Source organism: Pseudomonas sp. BW16M2 (assembly GCF_014268865.1).
GTDB lineage: Bacteria > Pseudomonadota > Gammaproteobacteria > Pseudomonadales > Pseudomonadaceae > Aquipseudomonas > Aquipseudomonas peradeniyensis.
Map to the genome: position 1 here is coordinate 69,472 of NZ_JABWRI010000012.1, position 21,104 is coordinate 90,575.

18 protein-coding genes are annotated in these 21,104 nt (G+C 66.1%); 11 read left to right on the forward strand and 7 right to left on the reverse strand.

Annotated elements, in window-relative coordinates; genetic code table 11:
- Positions 1 to 44: 44 nt before the first annotated feature.
- From HU735_RS13345 to gap, 6 genes are all read right to left on the reverse strand, one after another.
- The gene (locus HU735_RS13345) at positions 45 to 458 is read right to left on the reverse strand and encodes a YbaN family protein (RefSeq protein ID WP_096049431.1); all 414 of its coding nucleotides are present in this window, start codon (positions 456 to 458) and stop codon (positions 45 to 47) included.
- Between the two features lie 49 nt (positions 459 to 507).
- Entirely contained in the window at positions 508 to 1,113 is a 606-nt protein-coding gene (locus HU735_RS13350) for a biliverdin-producing heme oxygenase (RefSeq protein ID WP_028691979.1), read from the reverse strand.
- 174 nt (positions 1,114 to 1,287) lie between these two features.
- Positions 1,288 to 3,897 carry a TonB-dependent receptor gene (locus HU735_RS13355; protein WP_186713870.1) on the reverse strand — a complete coding sequence of 870 codons (2,610 nt, stop codon included), beginning with the start codon at positions 3,895 to 3,897 and terminating at the stop codon, positions 1,288 to 1,290.
- A 125-nt stretch (positions 3,898 to 4,022) separates the two neighbouring features.
- Complete coding sequence (locus HU735_RS13360; protein ID WP_186713871.1) at positions 4,023 to 4,985, reverse strand: FecR domain-containing protein; 963 nt, start codon at positions 4,983 to 4,985, stop codon at positions 4,023 to 4,025.
- A 93-nt stretch (positions 4,986 to 5,078) separates the two neighbouring features.
- Positions 5,079 to 5,591 (reverse strand): RNA polymerase sigma factor, encoded by a 513-nt coding sequence (locus HU735_RS13365; protein ID WP_186713872.1) that lies wholly within the window; start codon positions 5,589 to 5,591, stop codon positions 5,079 to 5,081.
- Between the two features lie 164 nt (positions 5,592 to 5,755).
- Positions 5,756 to 6,757 (reverse strand): type I glyceraldehyde-3-phosphate dehydrogenase, encoded by a 1,002-nt coding sequence (gene gap / locus HU735_RS13370; RefSeq protein WP_186713873.1) that lies wholly within the window; start codon positions 6,755 to 6,757, stop codon positions 5,756 to 5,758.
- Positions 6,758 to 7,023: 266 nt separating this feature from the next.
- Between gap and edd the strand changes: the two genes are divergently transcribed.
- The 11 genes from edd to HU735_RS13425 all read left to right on the forward strand — a co-directional run bounded on the left by edd (position 7,024) and on the right by HU735_RS13425 (position 20,215).
- Complete coding sequence (gene edd / locus HU735_RS13375) at positions 7,024 to 8,850, forward strand: phosphogluconate dehydratase (protein ID WP_050704138.1); 1,827 nt, start codon at positions 7,024 to 7,026, stop codon at positions 8,848 to 8,850.
- On the forward strand, positions 8,847 to 9,803 hold the full coding sequence (locus tag HU735_RS13380; RefSeq protein ID WP_186713874.1) for a glucokinase: 957 nt from the start codon (positions 8,847 to 8,849) through the stop codon (positions 9,801 to 9,803). Before edd ends, HU735_RS13380 begins: the two co-directional genes overlap by 4 nt.
- Before the next feature lie 83 nt (positions 9,804 to 9,886).
- On the forward strand, positions 9,887 to 10,609 hold the full coding sequence (locus HU735_RS13385; RefSeq protein WP_186713875.1) for a response regulator: 723 nt from the start codon (positions 9,887 to 9,889) through the stop codon (positions 10,607 to 10,609).
- Positions 10,593 to 12,047, forward strand: a complete 1,455-nt coding sequence (locus tag HU735_RS13390; protein ID WP_186713876.1) for an ATP-binding protein — start codon at positions 10,593 to 10,595, stop codon at positions 12,045 to 12,047. The genes HU735_RS13385 and HU735_RS13390 overlap by 17 nt, the downstream gene beginning before the upstream one ends.
- Before the next feature lie 179 nt (positions 12,048 to 12,226).
- Complete coding sequence (locus HU735_RS13395; protein ID WP_186713877.1) at positions 12,227 to 13,444, forward strand: AGE family epimerase/isomerase; 1,218 nt, start codon at positions 12,227 to 12,229, stop codon at positions 13,442 to 13,444.
- Between the two features lie 115 nt (positions 13,445 to 13,559).
- A complete protein-coding gene (locus tag HU735_RS13400; protein WP_186713878.1) occupies positions 13,560 to 14,846 on the forward strand; it encodes an ABC transporter substrate-binding protein in 1,287 nt (428 codons plus the stop codon).
- A 94-nt stretch (positions 14,847 to 14,940) separates the two neighbouring features.
- A complete protein-coding gene (locus tag HU735_RS13405; RefSeq protein ID WP_186713879.1) occupies positions 14,941 to 15,849 on the forward strand; it encodes a sugar ABC transporter permease in 909 nt (302 codons plus the stop codon).
- A complete protein-coding gene (locus HU735_RS13410; RefSeq protein WP_186713880.1) occupies positions 15,842 to 16,687 on the forward strand; it encodes a carbohydrate ABC transporter permease in 846 nt (281 codons plus the stop codon). Before HU735_RS13405 ends, HU735_RS13410 begins: the two co-directional genes overlap by 8 nt.
- Positions 16,688 to 16,690: 3 nt before the next feature.
- The gene (gene ugpC, locus HU735_RS13415; RefSeq protein ID WP_186713881.1) at positions 16,691 to 17,839 is read left to right on the forward strand and encodes a sn-glycerol-3-phosphate ABC transporter ATP-binding protein UgpC; all 1,149 of its coding nucleotides are present in this window, start codon (positions 16,691 to 16,693) and stop codon (positions 17,837 to 17,839) included.
- A 59-nt stretch (positions 17,840 to 17,898) separates the two neighbouring features.
- Positions 17,899 to 19,242 carry a carbohydrate porin gene (locus HU735_RS13420; RefSeq protein WP_186713882.1) on the forward strand — a complete coding sequence of 448 codons (1,344 nt, stop codon included), beginning with the start codon at positions 17,899 to 17,901 and terminating at the stop codon, positions 19,240 to 19,242.
- A gap of 118 nt (positions 19,243 to 19,360) precedes the next feature.
- Positions 19,361 to 20,215, forward strand: coding sequence for a D-hexose-6-phosphate mutarotase (locus HU735_RS13425; RefSeq protein ID WP_186713883.1), 855 nt, complete (start codon positions 19,361 to 19,363; stop codon positions 20,213 to 20,215).
- Here the strand turns inward: HU735_RS13425 and hexR are convergent.
- Positions 20,208 to 21,071 (reverse strand): DNA-binding transcriptional regulator HexR, encoded by an 864-nt coding sequence (hexR, locus tag HU735_RS13430; RefSeq protein WP_186713936.1) that lies wholly within the window; start codon positions 21,069 to 21,071, stop codon positions 20,208 to 20,210. The genes HU735_RS13425 and hexR overlap by 8 nt on opposite strands.
- Between the last annotated feature and the right edge of the window lie 33 nt (positions 21,072 to 21,104).

The window sequence follows — 21,104 nt, forward strand, 5'->3', positions numbered from 1 at the left end:
GCCGTCTCAACGTCGCTGTCTTTTGGCGCCGTGGCGCAAATGAATCAACCTTGCAGTTCGACGGCGCCTGGTGGCGTCGGACGTTCCGGTCGCGACCAGATCCACAGGTTGCCCAGGGTCATGCCGGCGATGGCGAGGAACACCGGCCAGTGGTGTTCGAGGAAGGTCAGCATCAGGCCGGCGCACAGCAGCATGCTGATGGTCGCGCTGACCTTGGCGCGGCGCTGGATCACCTTGCCGTTGCGCCAGTTGTAGAGAATCGGACCGAACAGACGGTGGTTCTCCAGCCACGCGGAAAGGCGCGGCGAGCTGCGGGTCGCGGCCCAGGCGGCGAGGAGGATGAACTCGGTGGTGGGCAGTCCGGGAATGACGATGGCCACGAGGCCGATGCCCAGGCTGACATAGGCCAGGATCGCGTAGAGCAGGCGGGACAGTTTCGAGCGGGCGATTCGGGTCATGGTCTCACTGCAACGGTGTGGCCGCCCGCAGGCGGCCGGATAAAGCGTGTCAGGCCAGCGCTGCATCGGCGGCGTAGGCATGCTTGAGCAGCTCGGTGAAGCGCTCGAAGGCGGCGACCGCGCCACGCTCGGCGGCGGCGTCTTCCTCGGGCGACAGCTCCAGGCTGTCGAGGATGCGGGTGAACTGCTTCCAGCCTTCGGCACGGCCACCGGCCGGCTCGCCCAGGTGACGGGCACCGAAGGTCTCGGACAGCTCCAGGGCCACGGCGCGCTTGATCAGGAACGCGGCACCCAGTTTGGAGCCTTCGGAGACGAAGATCCAGCCCAGGGCCTCGCCCAGGCTTGGCTTGCCCAGGGCGCCGGCGAAGGGCGCGGGTACTTCGGTGTCGAGGTCGGCCAGGTCCAGGCGGGCCTGTTCGGCGCGGCAGCGCGCGGCGAGGTCCGGCACGATGGCGATCAGTTGCGGGTCGGTGTACAGCGCCTGCAGCTCGGACTGGAACAGGTACTGGGCAACCACGAAGCGGGCGAAGCTTTCACGGCTGTCGAACGGCTTGTGCGATTTGACCAGGGCGTCCAGCTCGGTGTGCGGGGCGTGGGTGACCTGGTTCAGGCGCTGGGAGCGCAGGGCGGCGCGTTCGGTGGAAGGGGCGGTCATGGAGGCATCCTTGGAAAATGGGGCTGTCTAGTGACAAGACGAAAGAGAAGACGCGGGACAGTAAAAAAACCTCACCTGCGAAGTGAAATCATTCTCACGATCTAGAGTCGGGGCCATCGCGGGGCTGTGGGAGCGGGCCTGCCCCGCGATGGCGGTGACGTCGATCTCGATCGATCAGATATCCCACACCAGGTTGATGGCGAAGTTGCGTCCCGGCGCGGTCAGGCGATCCAGGTTGGCCGGCTGGGTGACGGCGGCTTCGCTCACGCCGGTGTTGTTGCCGACGCTGGCGTACTTGCGCACGTCATCCCACTGCCAGTATTTCTTGTCGGTCAGGTTGTACAGGCCGCCGTTGATGGTCAGGTCGTCGGTAATCCGGTAGAAGCCGGTCAGGTCGAGCACGCCGTAGCCCGGTGTGCGGAACTCCGAGCTGGAGCCGTCGGGCGCGAAGAACTGGGTGTCGTCCACGCGGTTCTTGCGCTTGACCACCGTCCAGCTCAGTTGAGTGCCATAGTCGATCTGCTCGTAGCCCAGGCCGAACACGCCTGTCAGGGGGTTGACGCTGTTGAGTGGTTGGCCGGTGTCATTGTTTCGGCCATAGGCGTAGGCCACCGACGCGATGGAGTACAGGCCTTCGGGCGCGCCGAAACGGTCGAGGTTCAGGCGGCCCTTGACTTCCGCGCCCTTGATGGTGGCGTGCTTGATGTTGTTGGCTTGGAACGTCGAGCCCAGGTTGGTGGACTGCACGGCATCTTCGTTGATGAAGTCGCGATACTTGTTGTAGAACACCGCCACGTCGAAGCTGCCAGCGTCGAAATTGCCGCGCAGTCCGGTCTCGTAGCTCTTGCTCTTTTCCGGCTCCAGGCTCGAGTTGGGCTCTACCACATAGCCGCCCGCGAGGTTCTCGAAACGCCCGTACAGAGCCTTGGCCGTCGGGGTGCGGAAACCTTCGGCATACTGGCCGTACCAGATGTAGTGATCATTGAAGGCATAGGTGACGCCGAGCTTGGGCGAAACGCGATGCCATTTTTTCGCCGAGTCATCCACGTTGCTTGCAGGGGTGGTGGCGCCGTTCTGCAGTCCCAGCAGGTACTCGTCGGTCATGTGCGGATCGAGCCGGGTGTAGTCGTAACGAAGGCCCGGCAGGAAGGTCCACTGGTTCCAGCGGATTTCGTCCTGGGCGAACAGGCTGTAAGTGTCGACGGTCGGGTCCGGGAAGTCACTTACGCGTGCCTGGGTGTCGTCCGTGCTGATTTGGCCAATGGCGCGGCAGCTGCCGCCGACATTGAGGCAGGTGCCGGTGCCACTGCGTGCTCCGGTGATCTTCTCGCGCTTGAGCGTGGTGCCGTACGTCAGCAGGTGCTCGGTCGAGCCGATGTCGAAGGCCTTGTCCAGTTGCGCGTCGAACACCCACTGGCGGTCCTTGTAGGTGGTCTGGCGATCGCGGTCGACCTGCCGGCCCCGGGCGAAGTAGAGCTCTTCGGTGGTCTGGTCGGTCTTGGCGATCTGGTAGTTCAGGCTCCACTTCACGTTGTCGGCCAGCAGGCTGTCGAGGCCAAATTGATGATTGATGCCGAAGCGCTCACGGGTAACGGTGTCGTTTCCCTGGCGCGCGCGATAGGAGTTCATCGCAGGGAAGCCGGGAATGAATGGACCGCCGACGGCGCTCAGCACATTCTGGTCGCGGTCGTCCTTGTAGCGCTCGTAGGTCAGCCCCAGTCGAGCGTCCTCGGCATAGTTCCAGCCCAGCTTGGCCAGCACGTTGGTGGTGCGCACGTCCTCGGGGTTGGCGGCGGTGCGTGACAGGCCGGTACCACCGTGCCCACCGTACGAATCGGTTTCGTGGCCGTTGCGCTGGCTCAGGTGCAACAGACCGTCGAAGTCCGCCTGGCGCCCGGCGACGGTGGCGGATGTCAGCCAGCTTTCATCGGCCGAACTGTAGCCGGTCTTCAGACGCGCGCCGACATCTTTGCCGGGCTTGATGATGTCCTCCGGGTCCAGGGTGAAGTAGCTCACCGCGCCGCCAATGGCATTGCTGCCGTACAGCACCGATGCCGGACCGCGCAGAATCTCCACGCGCTTGACGATCTCCGGGTCGACGTAGTTGCGCTGGGTCTGGGCATAGGGACCATAGAAGAAACTGTCGGGAATCGACACGCCGTCCACCTGGGTCAGTACCCGGTCGCCATCGATACCGCGGATGTTGTAGCCGTTCAGGCCGCTGCGCTGGCCGGTGCCGGACACCGAGACGCCGGGCTCGTAGCGCACCAGTTGCTTGATGTCGTTGACGTTCTGCCGATCCAGCTGCTCACGGGTCTGAACGCTGACGGTGCTCGGCACCTGGCTGACATCCTGGGCGCTGCGGGTGGCGCTGACGGTCACCTGTTGCAGGGCGATGGCGTTGCCGGCGGACTGGCGCTCGAGCACCACGTTGCCGTTGCCGATCTTGCGGTAGCCCAGGCCGGTGCCGCGCAGCAGGCGTTGCAGCGCCATCTCCGGGGGCAGCGAGCCCTGCACGCCCGGCGAGGCCACGCCGTCGGCCAGCTCGGCGCTGAAGCCGACCTGCCAGCCAGTCACCTTGCTGAAGGCGTTGATGGCCTCGACCAGCGGCTGCTGGGTGATGGCGAAGCGGTAGTCGCCCATGCGCGGGCTGCTGGCCTGGGCCGGTTCCACGGCCAGCGCCGGCAGGCTGCAGGCGCCGCTGGCGAGCAGGGCCAGGGTCAGCAGGGACAATTGCCCGCGACGGCGGGAAGAAGTGGACGGGCGGGTCTGACCTGTGGGCATCGAAAGCGCTCCCTGTCGCGCGTGAGTTATAGGCGGTGCTTGTTCTCGCTTTCGAACGAGAATCAATCGTATTGGCTATAACGAGACGGGCGAGCCAGGGCGATCGCGTAAAAAAACTTACCGGGTCAGTTGAGAATCACCACGGCTGGGTACTCGTGCAGTTGCGCCGAGGTGATATGGGCGAGGGCGCGCAGGGTTTCCAGCGGCTGGTCGAGACGGTAGTTGCCGGTGACCGCGACCTGCTCCAAGTGGGCGTTGCGGTTGATGATCCAACCCGGGTAGTAGCGGCGGACCTCCGCGAGCACCTGGCTCAGCGGGCAGTTCTCGAACACCAGGCGGCCTTCGATCCAGGCCAGGTCCTTGCTCATGTCGGGGCGCTGGCGCTGGCCGAAGCCCTTGGGGCCGACGCTGATGCTGTCGCCGGCGCTCAGGCGGATGCGCTGGTCGCTCGCGGCCTGCAGGTCGACATCGCCGCGCTGCACCCGCACCTGGGCCTCGCCATCGAGGTAGCGCACGGCGAAGTCGGTGTCGCGCACGCTGGCGCGCAACGGGCCGGCCTGGACTTCCAGGGGCGGCTGGCTGGTATTGGATACCTGGAAGTACGCCTCGCCCTGCAGCAGGCGGGCGACCTTGCGGCCCTCGCGCTCGTCGCTGGCGAAGGCCGAGTTGGTGTTGAGCAGCACCTTGGCGCCCGGGTCCAGTTCCAGGCGCTGGCGTTCGCCGACCACGGTCAGGTGGTCGGCCTGCAGGCGCACCGGCAGGTTGCCGAAGGTGAACAGCCCGACCAGCAGCACGGCGGCGGTGGCCAGCGGCTTCCAGTGGCTGCGCAGGCGCCCGGCGAGCGAGCGCTTGCGCCTGTGTTGCAACTGGCCGGCGGCCTGGCGTAGCGAGGCGCCGTTCCACAGCGCTTCGGCCTCGACATAGGCCTCGGCGTTCTCCGGCTCGGCCCCCAGCCAGTGCTCGAAGGCGCGGGTATCCTCCTCGCTGGCGCACTGCAGGCGGATCAACCAGTCCAGTGCCTCCTCGCGGGCACGGGCGCGGGCATCAGGCTCGGCGGGTGACGGGCGAGGGGTGGGGCGGTCGGTCACGGGGGATCCTTGCGAGGGGCTTTTTTTGCGCATGATCAGTGCAGACCCGGTCCATGGCAAGGGCTTTGCGCGGGTCAGCGGCGAGCGGTCGCATCACTGGTGGCGATCGGCCACGCCCATGCAGATGGCCATGATCAGCTTCAGCTCTTTCTGCACCGTGCTGGCCGAGACCTTCAACTGGTCGGCGATTTCCAGATAGCTGGCGCCGTGCAGGCGGCTGAGGATGAAGATGCGCTGCTGGCGTTCGCTGAGCTGGCCGAGGCTGACGCTCAGGTGCTTGAGCAGTTGCTCGGCGTGGGCGGCGTCCTCGCTGCTGGCCGAGGGCGCGGCGACATTGTGCAGGACCTGTTCGGGCACATCGTCCACCAATGTGCGCGCCTGCACCCGACGTGCCCGCAGGTGGTCCAGGGCCAGGTTGCGGGCGGTCTGGAAGACGAAGGGTTCGAGGTGCTCGATCGGTCGCTCGCCCAGGGCGCGGGTGACCCGCAGGTAGGTTTCCTGCAGCAGGTCCTCGGCGGTGCTGGGGTTGCCCACCATGCGCTGCAGGGTGCGCAGCAGGGAGAGGCGCTGGGTGAGGAACACTGAGTTGAACCGGGACTGACTCACGGGGAAACCTGGTCGCTTTTCGGGTGAATGATAATGCTTATCATCCATGCTTCAGGTCAAGCGCGGAAATGTCACGAACAGGTAAATATTGCGGTTAACGCGATCCCTGTAGGAGCGGCCTTGTGCCGCGAAAGGGCCGCTCCTACATGGGATCGCGTAAGACTTCACCTGGCGTTGAACAACGCCAGGCAGTTGTCCAGCATGCGATTGGAGAAGCCCCATTCGTTGTCGTACCACGCCAGCACCTTGAGCATGCGCCCGTTGGCGCGGGTGTGGTTGGCGTCGAAGATCGACGACAGCGGGTTGTGGTTGAAGTCGCACGACACCAGCGGCAGGGCGTTGTAGCCCAGCACCCGCGAGTGGCGGCTGGCCTCGAGGAACAGCTGGTTGACCTCGTCGGTGCTGGCCTCGCGCTTGAGGTTGACCGTGAGGTCGACCAGCGACACGTTGATCACCGGTACCCGCACGGCCATGCCGGTGAGCTTGCCGGCCAGTTCCGGCAGCACCAGGCCCACCGCCTCGGCGGCGCCGGTCTTGCTCGGGATCATCGACTGGGTGGCCGAGCGGGCGCGGTACGGGTCGCCGTGGTAGACGTCGGTTAGCACCTGGTCGTTGGTGTAGGCATGGATGGTGGTCATCAGGCCTTGCTCGATGCCGAACTCGCGGTGCAGCACCTGGGCGATCGGCGCCAGGCAGTTGGTGGTGCACGAGGCGTTGGAGATGATCTGGTGCGAGGCGCGCAGCACGTCGTGGTTGACCCCGTATACCACGGTGGCATCGGCGCCCTTGGCCGGCGCGCTGACGATCACCTTGGCGGCGCCGGCCGTCAGGTGGGCGGCGGCCTTGGCGCGTTCGGTGAACAGCCCGGTGCACTCGAACACCACGTCGATGGCCAGGGTCTTCCAGGGCAGTTCGGCGGGGTTGCGGATGGCGCTGACGGCGATGCGGTCGCCGTTGACGGTGAGGCTTTCGTGGTCGGCCTCGACACTGGCGTCGAAAATGCCGTGGACGCTGTCGTACTTGAGCAGGTGGGCGTTCATCGCGCTGTCGCCCAGGTCGTTGATGGCGACGACCTGCAGGTCCTGGCGGTAGCCCTGCGTGTACAGTGCGCGCAGGACATTGCGTCCGATGCGGCCGAATCCGTTGATGGCGATGCGTAGGGTCATGGCGTTACCTCTGGCAGTCGGGTGAAGCCTGTGGCACAAAGAGCAGCTTCACTGAAACGGTTTTGTTGTTGGAATTACAAGATTATTCACCGAGAGATAGAAAACAAGCCTTTTTACTGGCAGTATTTTGTTTAAACATACAACGAGTGGTCGGGTCAGCCCCATTTCGAACGGTCCAGGCACCTTTTTCTAGAGCCTAGGTCGCAATCGTTTGGAGGGGAAATGGCCAGTGGAGGCCGCCCCACAGTTAGCCTGGAGTCCAGTACATGCATCCGCGCATCCTTGAGGTCACCGAACGGCTGATCGCCCGCAGCCGCCGTACCCGTGAACGCTACCTTGAGCTGATCCGTGGGGCGGCCAGTGACGGACCCATGCGCGCCAGCCTGCAGTGCGCCAACTTCGCCCATGGCGTGGCCGGCTGTGGCGGCGAGGACAAGCAGACCCTGCGCCTGATGAACGCCGCCAACGTGGCCATCGTCTCGGCCTACAACGACATGCTCTCGGCGCACCAGCCGTACCAGCACTTCCCCGAGCAGATCAAGCAGGCCCTGCGCGAAGTCGGCTCGGTCGGCCAGTTCGCCGGCGGCGTGCCGGCCATGTGCGATGGCGTGACCCAGGGCGAGCCGGGCATGGAGCTGGCCATCGCCAGCCGCGAGGTGATCGCCATGTCCACCGCCATCGCCCTGTCGCACAACATGTTCGACGCCGCCCTGATGCTGGGCATCTGCGACAAGATCGTTCCCGGCCTGATGATGGGCGCGTTGCGTTTCGGCCACCTGCCGACCATCTTCGTGCCGGGCGGGCCGATGGTCTCGGGCATCTCCAACAAGGAGAAGGCTGATGTGCGCCAGCGCTACGCCGAGGGCAAGGCCACCCGCGAGCAACTGCTCGAATCGGAAATGAAGAGCTACCACGGCCCGGGCACCTGCACTTTCTACGGCACCGCCAACACCAACCAGCTGGTGATGGAGGTGATGGGCCTGCACTTGCCGGGCGCCTCGTTCGTCAACCCGTACACGCCGCTGCGCGATGCCCTCACCGCCGAAGCCGCGCGCCAGGTCACGCGCATGACCAAGGCCAGCGGCAACTTCATGCCCATCGGCGAGATCGTCGACGAAAAGGCGCTGGTCAACTCGATCGTCGCCCTGCACGCCACCGGCGGCTCGACCAACCACACCCTGCACATCCCGGCCATCGCCCAGGCCGCCGGCATCCAGCTGACCTGGCAGGACATGGCCGACCTGTCCGAGGTGGTGCCGACGCTGTCCCACGTCTATCCCAACGGCAAGGCCGACATCAACCACTTCCAGGCCTCCGGCGGCATGGCGTTCCTCATTCGCGAGCTGCTCGACGCAGGCCTGCTGCACGAGGATGTCAATACCGTGGCCGGGCATGGCCTGCGCCGCTATACCCAGGAGCCGTTCCTCGAGGATGGCCAACTGGTGTGGCGCGAAGGGCCGAAGGACAGCCTCGACGAAAGCATCCTGCGCCCGGTGGCGCGGCCGTTCTCCGCCGAGGGCGGCCTGCGGGTCATGGAGGGCAACCTCGGACGCGGCGTGATGAAGGTGTCGGCGGTGGCGCCGGAGCATCGCGTGGTCGAGGCGCCTGCCCGGGTGTTCCACGACCAGCAGGCGCTGGCCGATGCGTTCAAGGCCGGCGAACTGGAGCGCGACTTCGTCGCCGTGGTGCGCTTCCAGGGACCGCGTTGCAACGGCATGCCCGAGCTGCACAAGCTGACACCGTTCCTCGGCGTGCTGCAGGACCGCGGCTTCAAGGTGGCGCTGGTTACCGACGGGCGCATGTCCGGCGCCTCGGGCAAGATCCCGGCGGCCATCCACGTGTGCCCGGAAGCCTTCGACGGCGGCCCGCTGGCGCGGGTGCGCGATGGTGATATCGTGCGCGTCGATGGTGCCGAAGGCACGCTGCGGATCATGGTCCCGGCCGAGGAACTGGCCAGCCGTGAGCTGCCCGAGCCGCCCACGGGCAACGACCTGGGCTGCGGGCGCGAGCTGTTCGGCTTCATGCGCGTGGCGTTCAGTTCCGCCGAACAGGGCGCGAGCGCCTTCACCTCGGCCCTGGAGAACCTCAAATGAAGGCCTTGCTGGTCGGCGACATCGGTGGCACCAACGCACGTTTTGCCTTGTGGCGCGACAACGAGCTGCAGGCGGTCCAGGTGCTGGCCACCGCCGACTACACCAGCCCCGAGCAGGCCATCGAGGCCTACCTCGCCGACCAGGGCATCGCCCGTGGCGGCCTGGCGGCGGTGTGCCTGGCGGTGGCCGGTCCCGTGGACGGCGACGAATTCCGCTTCACCAACAACCACTGGCGCCTGAGCCGCAGCGCGTTCTGCCAGACGCTGCAGGTCGAGCGCCTGCTGCTGATCAACGATTTTTCCGCCATGGCCCTGGGCATGACCCGGCTGCGCGACGGTGAGTTCCGCGAGGTCTGCGCAGGCCTCGCCGACACGTCGCGTCCGGCGCTGGTGATCGGCCCCGGCACCGGCCTGGGCGTGGGCAGCCTGCTGCGCCTGAGCGAGCACTGGCTGGCGCTGCCGGGGGAGGGCGGGCATGTCGACCTGCCGGTGGGCAATGCCCGCGAGGCGGCGATCCACCAGGAGATTCACCGGCAGATCGGCCATGTCAGCGCCGAGACGGTGCTCAGTGGCGGTGGGCTGGTGCGCTTGTACCAGGCGATCTGCGCGCTCGACGGCGCCACGCCGACGCACAAGACCCCGGCGCAGATCACCGACGCGGCCCTGGCCGGCGAGCCCCGGGCGCTGGCGGTGATCGAGCAGTTCTGCCGCTTCCTCGGGCGGGTGGCGGGCAACAACGTGCTCACCCTGGGCGCCCGGGGTGGGGTCTACATTGTCGGTGGGGTGATTCCGCGTTTCGCCGAGTTGTTCCTGGGCAGCGGATTCGCCGCGAGTTTCGCCGACAAGGGCTGCATGAGTGGTTATTTTGCCGGGGTGCCGGTATGGCTGGTGACGGCGGAGTTTTCCGGGTTGCTGGGGGCCGGGGTGGCCTTGCAGCAAGCGTTGGATCATTGAGCGTCATCGCGGGGCAAGTCGCATCGGCGATTGGCCCTCACAGCAGACACTAAGATCTGCGAAAAACAAGAGGACTGACCATTGTGACCACTGCCGGCAAATCGATCCTGATGGTCGACGACGACCAGGACATCCGCGAACTGTTGCAGACCTACCTCGCCCGCTGCGGCCTGCAGGTCCATGCCGAGCCCGACGGCCAGGGCTTTCGCCGCGCCCTGGACGCCAACCCCTATGACCTGGTGATCCTCGACGTGATGCTACCCGACGAGGACGGCTTCAGCCTGTGCCGCTGGGTCCGCCAGCACCCGCGCCAGGCGCGGGTGCCGATCATCATGCTGACCGCGAGCTCCGACGAGGCCGACCGGGTCATCGGCCTGGAGCTGGGCGCCGACGACTACCTCGGTAAGCCCTTCAGCCCGCGTGAGCTGCAAGCCCGCATCAAGGCCCTGCTGCGCCGCGCCGATTTTGGCCAGGCAGCGCCGGCCAGCGCGGTGCTGGCCTTCGACGACTGGCGCCTGGACACGGTCAGCCATCGCCTGTTCCACCGCGATGGCGAGGAGGTGATCCTCTCCGGCGCCGACTTTGCCTTGCTCAAGCTGTTCCTCGACCACCCGCAGCAGATCCTCGACCGTGACACCATCGGCAACGCCACCCGCGGGCGCGAGCCGATGCCGCTGGACCGTATCGTCGACATGGCGGTCAGCCGCCTGCGCCAGCGCCTGCGCGACACGGAAAAACCCCCTCGGCTGATCCGCACCGTGCGCGGCAGCGGCTACCTGCTGGCGGCCAATGTCTGCCCGGCCTAGCGAGCGCCGCTGGCGCCTGCTGCCGCGCTCGCTGCTGGGGCGCATGCTGCTGCTCACCTTGCTGGTAGTGTTGTTGGCCCAGGGTCTGTCGAGCCTGATCTGGGTGGCGCAATTGCGCGCCAGCCAGCTGCAGGGCCTGCGCGCCAGTGCCGGCAGCCTGGCCCATTCGATGAGTGCCAGCGTCAGCTACTTCCGTTCGCTGCCGGTGGCCTACCGGCCGATGGTCCTTGACCAGTTGCGCAGCATGGGCGGGACGCGTTTCTTCGTCTCGCTCAACGTCAAGCCGCTGGAGATGCCGGTGCTGCCGATCACCCCGCGCAAGCAGGCGGTGATCGAGGTGTTCCAGCAGGTGTTGCACGAGCGCCTGGGCCAGCAGCTGGAGATCTCCGTCGAATTCGTCAGCCCTGACGACCTGCGGATCTTCAACAGCGGCCTGAAACTCGATGAGCTGCCTCGCTCGTGGGCGCATTACTCGTTGACCCTGGAGCCGCTCAACCCACCGGTACTGGTGACCCAGATCCGCCTGGGCGAGGGCGAGTGGCTGTATATCGCCTCGCTGCTACCCGAGCCCTACACCAGCCTTGAGGCTGAGCGCCTGCCGCGCCAGCAGATCGGCTTCATCGCCATGACCACCGCCCTGCTGTTGCTGTTCATCGGCCTGTTGGTGCACTGGCAGAGCCGGCCGCTCAAGCGCCTGGCGCGGGCGGCGCGGGAAATGTCGCTGGGCGCCGACGTGGCCCCGGTGGCCGAGGGCGGCGGCAGTGAAGTGGTCGAGGTGGGGCGGGCGTTCAACAGCATGCGCGAGCGCATCAGCCGTTACCTCACCGAGCGCTCCCAGTTGTTCAGCGCCATTTCCCATGACCTGCGTACGCCGATCACGCGCCTGCGCCTGCGGGTCGAGCTGCTCGAGGACGAGAAGCTGCAAGCGAAGTTCAGCCGCGACCTCGACGAGCTGGAACTGCTGGTCAAGGGTGCGTTGCAGTGCGTGAAGGACACCGATATTCACGAGAACATCGAGCCGATCGACCTTAACCAGGTGCTGGAGATGCTCGCCGAACCTTACCTCGGCGACGGCCGCATCACCCTCGAGGGACAGGCGCTGGCGCCGTATCCCGGCAAGTCGCTGGCCCTGCGTCGCTGCATCGGCAACCTGATCGACAACGCCATCAAGTACGGCGAGCGGGCGCACCTGCGGATTCTCGACAGCGCCGAGAGCTTCGTCCTGCAGGTGGACGACCAGGGGCCGGGGGTACCGGAGCAACGTCTTGAGCAGGTGTTCGAGCCGCACTTCCGGCTGGCCGGGCAGCAGCAGGGGTACGGTTTGGGGCTGGGGATCGCGCGCAACATCGCCCACAGCCATGGCGGCGAAGTGAGCCTGTTCAACCTGCGTGAGGGTGGTCTGCGGGTGACCTTGTACCTGCCGCGTACAGCCGAATGAGCCCTTATCGCGGGGCAAGCCCGCTCCCACGCCAACATGCGTGGCCGGCGTGGGAGCGGGCTTGCCCCGCGATAAAGGCTTCGATGTAACGATGTGGTGACAATCGAGCCAGTCTTCGTGACATGTCAGCCAGGACGGCTGACTAGAATCGGCTGACAACAACAAGGAAGACCACGCCCATGGCCAACCGCTGGATCGACTCCCCGACACACCATGCTTGGCTCGACGCCGAGGCCCTGCGCCTGCTCGCCTTCGCCAGGGCTTCGCGCCTGCCCCAGGGATTCGGCAACCTCGACGACGAAGGCCGCCTGCCCCGTTGCGCCTTGGCCGAGACCATGAACACCGCGCGCATGACCCACAGCTTTGTCCTGGCGCATATCCAGGGCGTTCCGGGTTGCCGCGAGCTGGTCGAGCATGGCGTCGAGGCCTTGCTGGGCCCGCTGCGCGACCAGGAGCACGACGGCTGGTACGCCCAGCCTGAAGGCCACGGCGACACCGGCAAGGCCGCCTACCTGCACGCCTTCGTCGCCCTTGCCGCCAGTTCGGCGGTGGTGGCGGGTGTCACACCGGCCCAGGCCCTGCTCGATGCCGTGGTCCGGGTCATCGAGCAGCACTTCTGGTGCGAGGAGGAGGGCGCCCTGCGCGAGTCGTTCTCCCGCGACTGGCGGCAGGGGGAGGCTTACCGTGGCGCCAACAGCAACATGCACGGCGTCGAGGCGTTTCTCGCCCTGGCCGATGTCACCGGCGACGTGCGCTGGCTGGAGCGTTCGCTGCGCATCGTGCAGCGCTTGATCCTGGCCCAGGCCGCCGCCGACGGTTGCCGGGTCACCGAGCATTTCGACGAGCACTGGCAGGCAGTGCCCGACTACAACCGCGACAACCCCGCCGACGGCTTCCGCCCCTACGGCACCACGCCCGGTCATGCCTTCGAATGGGCACGCCTGGTGCTGCACCTGGAAGCGGCCCTGCAACGGGCGCAACTGCCCGCGCCCGAGTCCTTGCTGCGCGCCGCCAGGGGCCTGTTCGACAGCGCCTGCAAGCATGCCTGGCAGGCCGATGGCGCGCCGGGGCTGGTCTACACCCTGGACTGGCGCAACCGCCCGGTGGTGCGCGAGCGCCTGCACTGGGTGCATGCCGAGGCCAGCGCCACCGCCGCGGCCCTGTTGCGGCGTACCGGCGAGGCGCAATACGAACATTGGTATCGCTGCTTCTGGGACTTTATCGCCAGCCACTTCATCGACCGTGGCCACGGTAGCTGGCACCACGAGCTGGACCCGGCGCTGTTGCCCAGTGCGCGGATCTGGGGCGGCAAGCCCGATCTCTACCACGCCTACCAGGCCCTGCTGCTGCCGCGCCTGCCGCTGGCACCGAGCCTGGCCACGGCCCTGGCTATGTAACCAGATGATGACATTCGCGCATCCGTTCGTTACCTGGCGGCGGGCGCGGGCTCCTTACACTCCATGCCATGCAAGCGACAGTCTTGCCTCGCATAACAACAAGAAAGGTATTCCCATGCATTCGACGCTTCGTCTCGCCGCCGCGATCTCCCTCGCCTCACTCTGCTCGCTCAATGCCCATGCCGCCGAATCCAAAGGCAACGTGGAGGTCGTCCATTGGTGGACCTCCGGTGGTGAAAAAGCTGCCGTCGACGTGCTCAAGGCCCAGGTCGAGAAAGATGGCTTCACCTGGAAGGACGGCGCCGTGGCTGGTGGTGGCGGCGCCACCGCGATGACCGTGCTCAAGAGTCGCGCGGTGGCCGGCAACCCGCCCGCCGTCGCCCAGATCAAAGGGCCGGATATCCAGGACTGGGCCGCGACCGGCCTGCTCGACCCTGACGTGCTCAAGGACGTGGCCAAAGCGGAGAAGTGGGACAGCCTGCTCGACAAGAAGGTCGCCGACACCGTCAAGTACGACGGCGACTACGTGGCCGTGCCGGTGAACATCCACCGCATCAACTGGTTGTGGATCAACCCGGAAGTGTTCAAGAAGGCCGGCATCGACAAGGCACCGACCACCCTCGAAGAATTCTATGCCGCCGGTGACAAGCTCAAGGCCGCCGGCTTCATCCCGCTGGCCCACGGTGGCCAGCCGTGGCAGGACAGCACCGTGTTCGAGAGCGTGGTGCTCTCGGTGATGGGCGTCGACGGTTACAAGAAAGCGCTGGTCGAACTGGACGAAAAGGCCCTGACCGGCCCCGAGATGGTCAAGGCGCTCACCGAGCTGAAGAAGGTCGCCACCTACATGGACCCTGACGGCAAGGGCCAGGACTGGAACCTGGAGGCGGCCAAGGTCATCAACGGCAAGGCCGGCATGCAGATCATGGGCGACTGGGCCAAGAGCGAATGGACCCTGGCCAAGAAGACCGCTGGCAAGGACTACCAGTGCGTGGCCTTCCCCGGCACCGACCAGGCCTTCCTCTACAACATCGACTCGCTGGTGGTGTTCAAGCAGAAGGACAAGGGCACCGCAGCGGGCCAGCAGGACATCGCCCGCAAGGTGCTGGGCGAGGAGTTCCAGAAGGTCTTCAGCACCAACAAGGGCTCGATCCCGGTGCGTAACGACATGCTCGCCGACATGGGCAAGCATGGCTTCGACAGCTGCGCCCAGACCGCGGCCAAGGACTTCCTGGCCGACGCCAAGACCGGCGGCCTGCAACCGAGCATGGCGCACAACATGGCCACCACGCTGGCGGTGCAGGGGGCGTTCTTCGATGTGGTGACCAACTACATCAACGATCCGAAGGCCGATCCTGCGGATGCGGCGAAGAAACTGGCCGCAGCAGTCAACGCCGCCAAGTAACCCCAATCGCGGGGCAAGCCCGCTCCCACGATGAATCCACTGTCGGCGTGGGAGCGGGCTTGACCCGCGATTCGGTGCATCGGAAATCCAGATCATGACCACAGCAACCGCCCGCCTGCGGGCCTCCCCCCTGGACGCGCTGCAGCGCTGGCTACCGAAGCTGGTGCTGGCGCCGAGCATGTTCATCGTCCTGGTGGGCTTCTACGGCTACATCCTGTGGACCTTCGTCCTCTCGTTCACCACCTCGACCTTCCTGCCCACCTACAAGTGGGCGGGCCTGGCGCAGTACGCCCGGCTGTTCGACAACGACCGCTGGTGGGTGGCGAGCAAGAACCTGCTGCTGTTCGGCGGCCTGTTCATCGGCATCACCCTGGCCATCGGCGTGTTCCTCGCCGTGCTGCTTGACCAGCGCATTCGCCGCGAAGGCTTCATCCGCACCATCTACCTGTACCCCATGGCGCTGTCGATGATCGTTACCGGCACCGCCTGGAAGTGGCTGCTCAACCCCGGCATGGGCCTGGACAAGCTGCTGCGCGACTGGGGCTGGGAAGGCTTTCGCCTGGACTGGCTGATCGACCCCGACCGGGTGGTCTACTGCCTGGTGATCGCCGCCGTGTGGCAGGCCTCGGGCTTCATCATGGCGATGTTCCTCGCCGGCCTGCGCGGCGTCGACCAGTCGATCATCCGCGCCGCTCAGCTCGATGGCGCCAGCCTGCCGCGCATCTACTGGACCGTGGTGCTGCCCAGCCTGCGCCCGGTGTTCTTCAGCTCGCTGATGATCCTTGCGCACATCGCTATCAAGAGCTTCGACCTGGTGGCGGCGATGACCGCCGGTGGCCCGGGCTATTCCTCGGACCTGCCGGCCATGTTCATGTACTCGTTCACCTTCAGCCGCGGGCAGATGGGCATGGGCTCGGCCAGCGCGATCCTGATGCTCGGCGCGATCCTGGCGATCCTGGTGCCGTACCTGTATTCCGAACTGCGGGGCAAACGCCATGACTAGCCTGACCGACAAACCCGCACTGAGCCTCAGCCGTATCGCCATCCATGCCGTGTTGCTGCTGGCCGTGCTGCTGTACCTGGTGCCGCTGGTGGTGATGTTGCTGACCAGCTTCAAGACCCCCGAGGACATCGGCAGCGGCAACCTGCTGAGCTGGCCGACCGCGTTCACCGCCATTGGCTGGAGCAAGGCCTGGGCCACGGTCAGCGGCTACTTCGTCAATTCGATCCTGATCACTGTGCCGGCGGTGCTGATCTCCACCGCGATCGGCGCGCTCAATGGCTATGTGCTGTCGATGTGGCGCTTCCGTGGCTCGCAGCTGTTCTTCGGCCTGTTGCTGTTCGGCTGCTTCCTGCCGTTCCAGACCGTGCTGCTGCCGGCCTCGTTCACCCTCGGCAAGCTGGGCCTGGCCAGCACCACCAGCGGGCTGGTGCTGGTGCATGTGGTGTACGGCCTGGCCTTCACCACGCTGTTCTTCCGCAACTACTACGTGAGCATCCCCGAGGCGCTGGTCAAGGCCGCGCGCCTGGACGGCGCCGGGTTCTTCACCATCTTCGGGCGGATCATCCTGCCGATGTCGACGCCGATCATCATGGTCTGCCTGATCTGGCAGTTCACCCAGATCTGGAACGACTTCCTGTTCGGCGTGGTGTTCTCCAGCGGCGACTCGCAACCGATCACCGTGGCCCTCAATAACCTGGTCAACACCAGCACCGGGGCCAAGGAATACAACGTCGACATGGCCGCGGCGATGATCGCCGGGCTGCCGACGCTGCTGGTCTACGTGGTCGCGGGCAAGTATTTCGTGCGCGGGCTGACCGCCGGCGCGGTCAAGGGGTAAGTCATGGCAACACTCGAACTTCGCAATGTGCACAAGACCTACGGCGTGGGCCTGCCGGACACGCTCAAGGACATCCAGCTGGCGATCAAGGACGGTGAGTTCCTGATCCTGGTCGGCCCCTCGGGCTGCGGCAAGTCGACGCTGATGAACTGCATCGCCGGCCTGGAAAGCATCAGCGGCGGGGCGATCCTCATCGACGACGAGGACGTCAGCGGCATGAGCCCCAAGGATCGCGACATCGCCATGGTGTTCCAGTCCTACGCGCTGTACCCGACCATGAACGTGCGCGACAACATCGCCTTCGGCCTGAAGATCCGCAAGATGCCCCAGGCCGCCATCGACCAGGAGGTGGCGCGGGTCGCCAAGCTGCTGCAGATCGAGCACCTGCTCGAGCGCAAGCCCGGGCAGCTGTCCGGCGGCCAGCAGCAGCGCGTGGCCATGGGCCGGGCGCTGGCGCGGCGGCCGAAGATCTACCTGTTCGACGAGCCGCTGTCGAACCTCGATGCCAAGCTGCGGGTGGAGATGCGCACCGAGATCAAGCTGATGCACCAGCGCCTGAAGACCACCACGGTGTACGTCACCCACGACCAGATCGAGGCGATGACGCTCGGTGACAAGGTGGCGGTGATGAAGGACGGCATCATCCAGCAGTTCGGCACGCCGCAGCAGATCTACAACGATCCGGCCAACCTGTTCGTCGCCAGCTTCATCGGCTCACCGCCGATGAACTTCATCCCGGTGCGCCTGACGAAGCAGGACGGCCGCGTGCTGGCGCTGCTCGACAGCGGCCAGGCGCGCTGCGAGCTGCCGCTGGGCGTGGCGGCGGACGAGCTGGAAGGCCGCGAGATCATCCTCGGCGTGCGCCCGGAGCAGATCGCCCTGGGGGCGGAGCAGGGCAATGGCCTGCTGGGCATCCGCGCCGAAGTACAGGTCACCGAACCCACCGGGCCGGACCTGCTGGTGTTCGTCACCCTCAACCAGACCAAGGTCTGCTGCCGCCTGGCGCCGGATGTGGCGTGCCGGGTCGGCGACAGCCTCAACCTGCAGTTCGACCCGGCGCGGGTACTGCTGTTCGACGCCGGCAGCGGCGAACGCCTGGACCTTGCCGCCACCGCCGTAAAGGACAACGTGACGCGTTTCAAAGGCCGATAAGCCAAACGCGAACGCCGTTAAACCGTTCTGTTAATAACAAGAAAAGAGGACGCAAAGGGATGGAACATCGCAACCGCATCAGGACGCTGGGCTCACTGGCACTGCTGGCCGTGGTCGGCAGCAGCGGGGCCCAGGCCGCCGAGGCTTTCTCGTCGGAATCGAAATGGATGACCGGCGACTGGGGCGGCACCCGCACCGAGTTGCTGGAGAAGGGCTACGACTTCACCCTCGACTATGTCGGCGAGGTGGCCGGCAACCTGCACGGCGGCTACAACGACGACAAGACCGCGCGCTACAGCGACCAGTTCGCCCTGGGCGCGCACCTGGACCTGGAGAGGATCTTCGGCTGGAAGGACACCGAGTTCAAGCTGGCGATCACCGAGCGTAGCGGCCGTAACCTGTCCAACGACCGCATCAGCGACCCGCGCGCCGGGCAGTTCAGCTCGGTGCAGGAAGTCTGGGGTCGGGGCCAGACCTGGCGCCTGACCCAGATGTGGATCAAGCAGAAGTACTTCGACGGCGCGCTGGACGTGAAATTCGGCCGCTTCGGCGAGGGCGAGGACTTCAACAGCTTCCCCTGCGACTTCCAGAACCTGGCGTTCTGCGGCTCGCAGGTGGGCAACTGGGTCGGCGGCATCTGGTACAACTGGCCGGTCAGCCAGTGGGCGCTGCGGGTCAAGTACAACATCACCCCGGAATTCTTCGTCCAGGTCGGCGCCTACGAGCAGAACCCGTCGAACCTTGAGACCGGCAACGGCTTCAAGCTCAGCGGCAGCGGCACCAAGGGCGCGATCCTGCCGGTGGAGGCGGTGTGGTCACCCAAGGTCAACGGCTTGCCGGGCGAGTACCGCCTGGGCTACTACTACAGCACCGCCAAGGCCGACGACGTCTACGACGACATCAACGGCAACCCGCAGGCGCTGACCGGCGCGGCGTTCAAGTCGCACTCCAGCAAGCACGGCTGGTGGGTGGTGGCGCAGCAGCAGGTCACCGCCCATGCCGGCGACGTCAATCGTGGCCTGAGCCTGTTCGCCAACTTCACCGTGCACGACAAGGCCACCAACGTGGTCGACAACTACCAGCAGGTCGGCCTGGTCTACAAGGGCGCCTTCGACGCCCGGCCCAAGGACGACATCGGCTTCGGCATCGCCCGCATCCACGTCAACGACGACGTGAAGAAGCGCGCCGAGCTGCTCAATGCCCAGAGCGGTATCAACGACTACGACAACCCGGGTTTCGCGCCGCTGCAGCGCACCGAGTACAACGCCGAGCTCTACTACGGCTTCCACGTCACCAACTGGCTGACCGTGCGCCCGAACCTGCAGTACATCAAGAGCCCGGGCGGTGTCGACGAAGTGGATAACGCGCTGGTCGCGGGGTTGAAGATTCAGTCGTCATTCTGAGAAAAATTGTTGTAAATTTACGCCATCCATCTCGACCTCCCGCTAACCACTGGCCAGCAGTGGTTAGCGGGCACGGATCGAGACAGCGCTATCTCGAACAACAAAAGAGCTTGGAACCATGCCCGAACATCCGCTACATCGTTTCTTCACTTCGCAACGGCCCAGGCCGACCTTCGAGTGGGAGCGTTACCAGCAGCGCGATGTGCTGATCATCGACCACCCACGTTGCCAGGCGGTGTTCAGCCGCCAGGGCGCGCAGCTGCTGCATTTCCAGCCTGCCGGCGAAAAGCCCTGGCTGTGGTGCGCCGAGCAGTGGCCGCAGGTGGGCGCCATCCGCGGTGGCGTGCCGGTGTGCTGGCCGTGGTATGGCCGTCATCCCAGCGAGGACCTGTGGCCGGCCCACGGCTGGGCGCGCCTGCTGGACTGGAAGCTGGTGGACAGCCTTGAGGACGAGCAGGGCGTGACCCTGAAGTGGCGCCTGGACCTGTGCGACTGGCAGGTCGACCTGCACGCCCGGCTCGGCGCGAGCATGGAGCTGAGCCTGAGCACCGAGCACCAGGACAGCGAGCCCTGCCAGCTGAGCCATGCGCTGCTGGCCTACTGGCGAATCAGCGACGTGTCGAAGATAGCGCTGTCCGGACTCGAGGATATCCAAGGCTACGATCGCCTCAATCGCCAGGCCTGCCGCGAGGATGGCGCGCTGACCCTCAAGGGCGGTTGCCAGAAAGTCTATCCCGGCACAGCCACGGTGCAGTTGCAGGATCCGGACTGGCAGCGCGAGCTGTGCATCGACACCGGCGACAGCGACGACACCGTGGTCTGGCACCCGGGCAATCGCCCGCTGATGGGCGTGACCGGGCGCGAATGCCAGGGCTTCGTCTGCGTCGAGGCGGCCAGCGGCAGTGGCGAGGGCCTGAGCCTGGCGCCGGGGGAGCGGGCGCACCTGCGGCTGCAGGCGCACCGGCTCAGTTGAGGTCGTCGTCCTCGATCGGGTAGCGACTTGCGTTGAGGCTTTCCTTGATCTTGCGCAGGTGCGGCTGGAAGTCCACGCCGCGGCGCAGGGTCATGCCGGTGGCCAGCACGTCGAGCACGGTGAGCTGGATGATCCGCGAGGTCATCGGCATGTAGATGTCGGTGTCTTCCGGCAGCGGGATGTGCAGGCTCAGGCTGCAGGCCTGGGCCAGGGGCGAGCCGGCGGCGGTCAGGCCGAGCACCGAGGCGCCGTTTTCCCGGGCCAGGCGCGCCACCTCGACCAGTTCGCGGGTGCGCCCGGTGTAGGAAATGATTACGAACAGGTCGCCGGTATGGGCCACCGAGGCCAGCATGCGCTGCATCAGCACATCGGCATGGGCCGACACGGCGAGGTTGAAGCGGAAGAACTTGTGCTGGGCGTCGAGGGCCACCGGGGCCGAGGCGCCGAGGCCGAAGAAGTGGATCTGCCGGGCCTGGATCATCATGTCCACGGCGCGGCTGACCTGCTGCGGGTCAAGCGCCTGGCAGGCGCTGTCCAGCGAGGCGATGGCGCTGGCGAAGATCTTCTGGGTGTAGGCGGCCGGATCGTCGTCGGCCTCCACCGCGCGGCTGACATAGGCGGCGCCGCTGGCCAGGCTCTGCGCCAGCTGCAGCTTGAGCTCGGGGTAGCCGCTGACGCCGAACGAGCGGCAGAAGCGGTTGACCGTCGGTTCGCTGACCTTGGCCGCCTGGGCCAGGGCGGCGATGCTGAAACGGGTGGCCTGTTGCGGGTTGAGCAGGATGACTTCGGCGACTTTGCGTTCGGCCTTGTTCAGCTCGTCGAGGCGGCCCTGGATCTGTTCCAGGAGGTTACGCACGCGGTCCATGGTGTGTCCTTGGGTCGGGAAGCT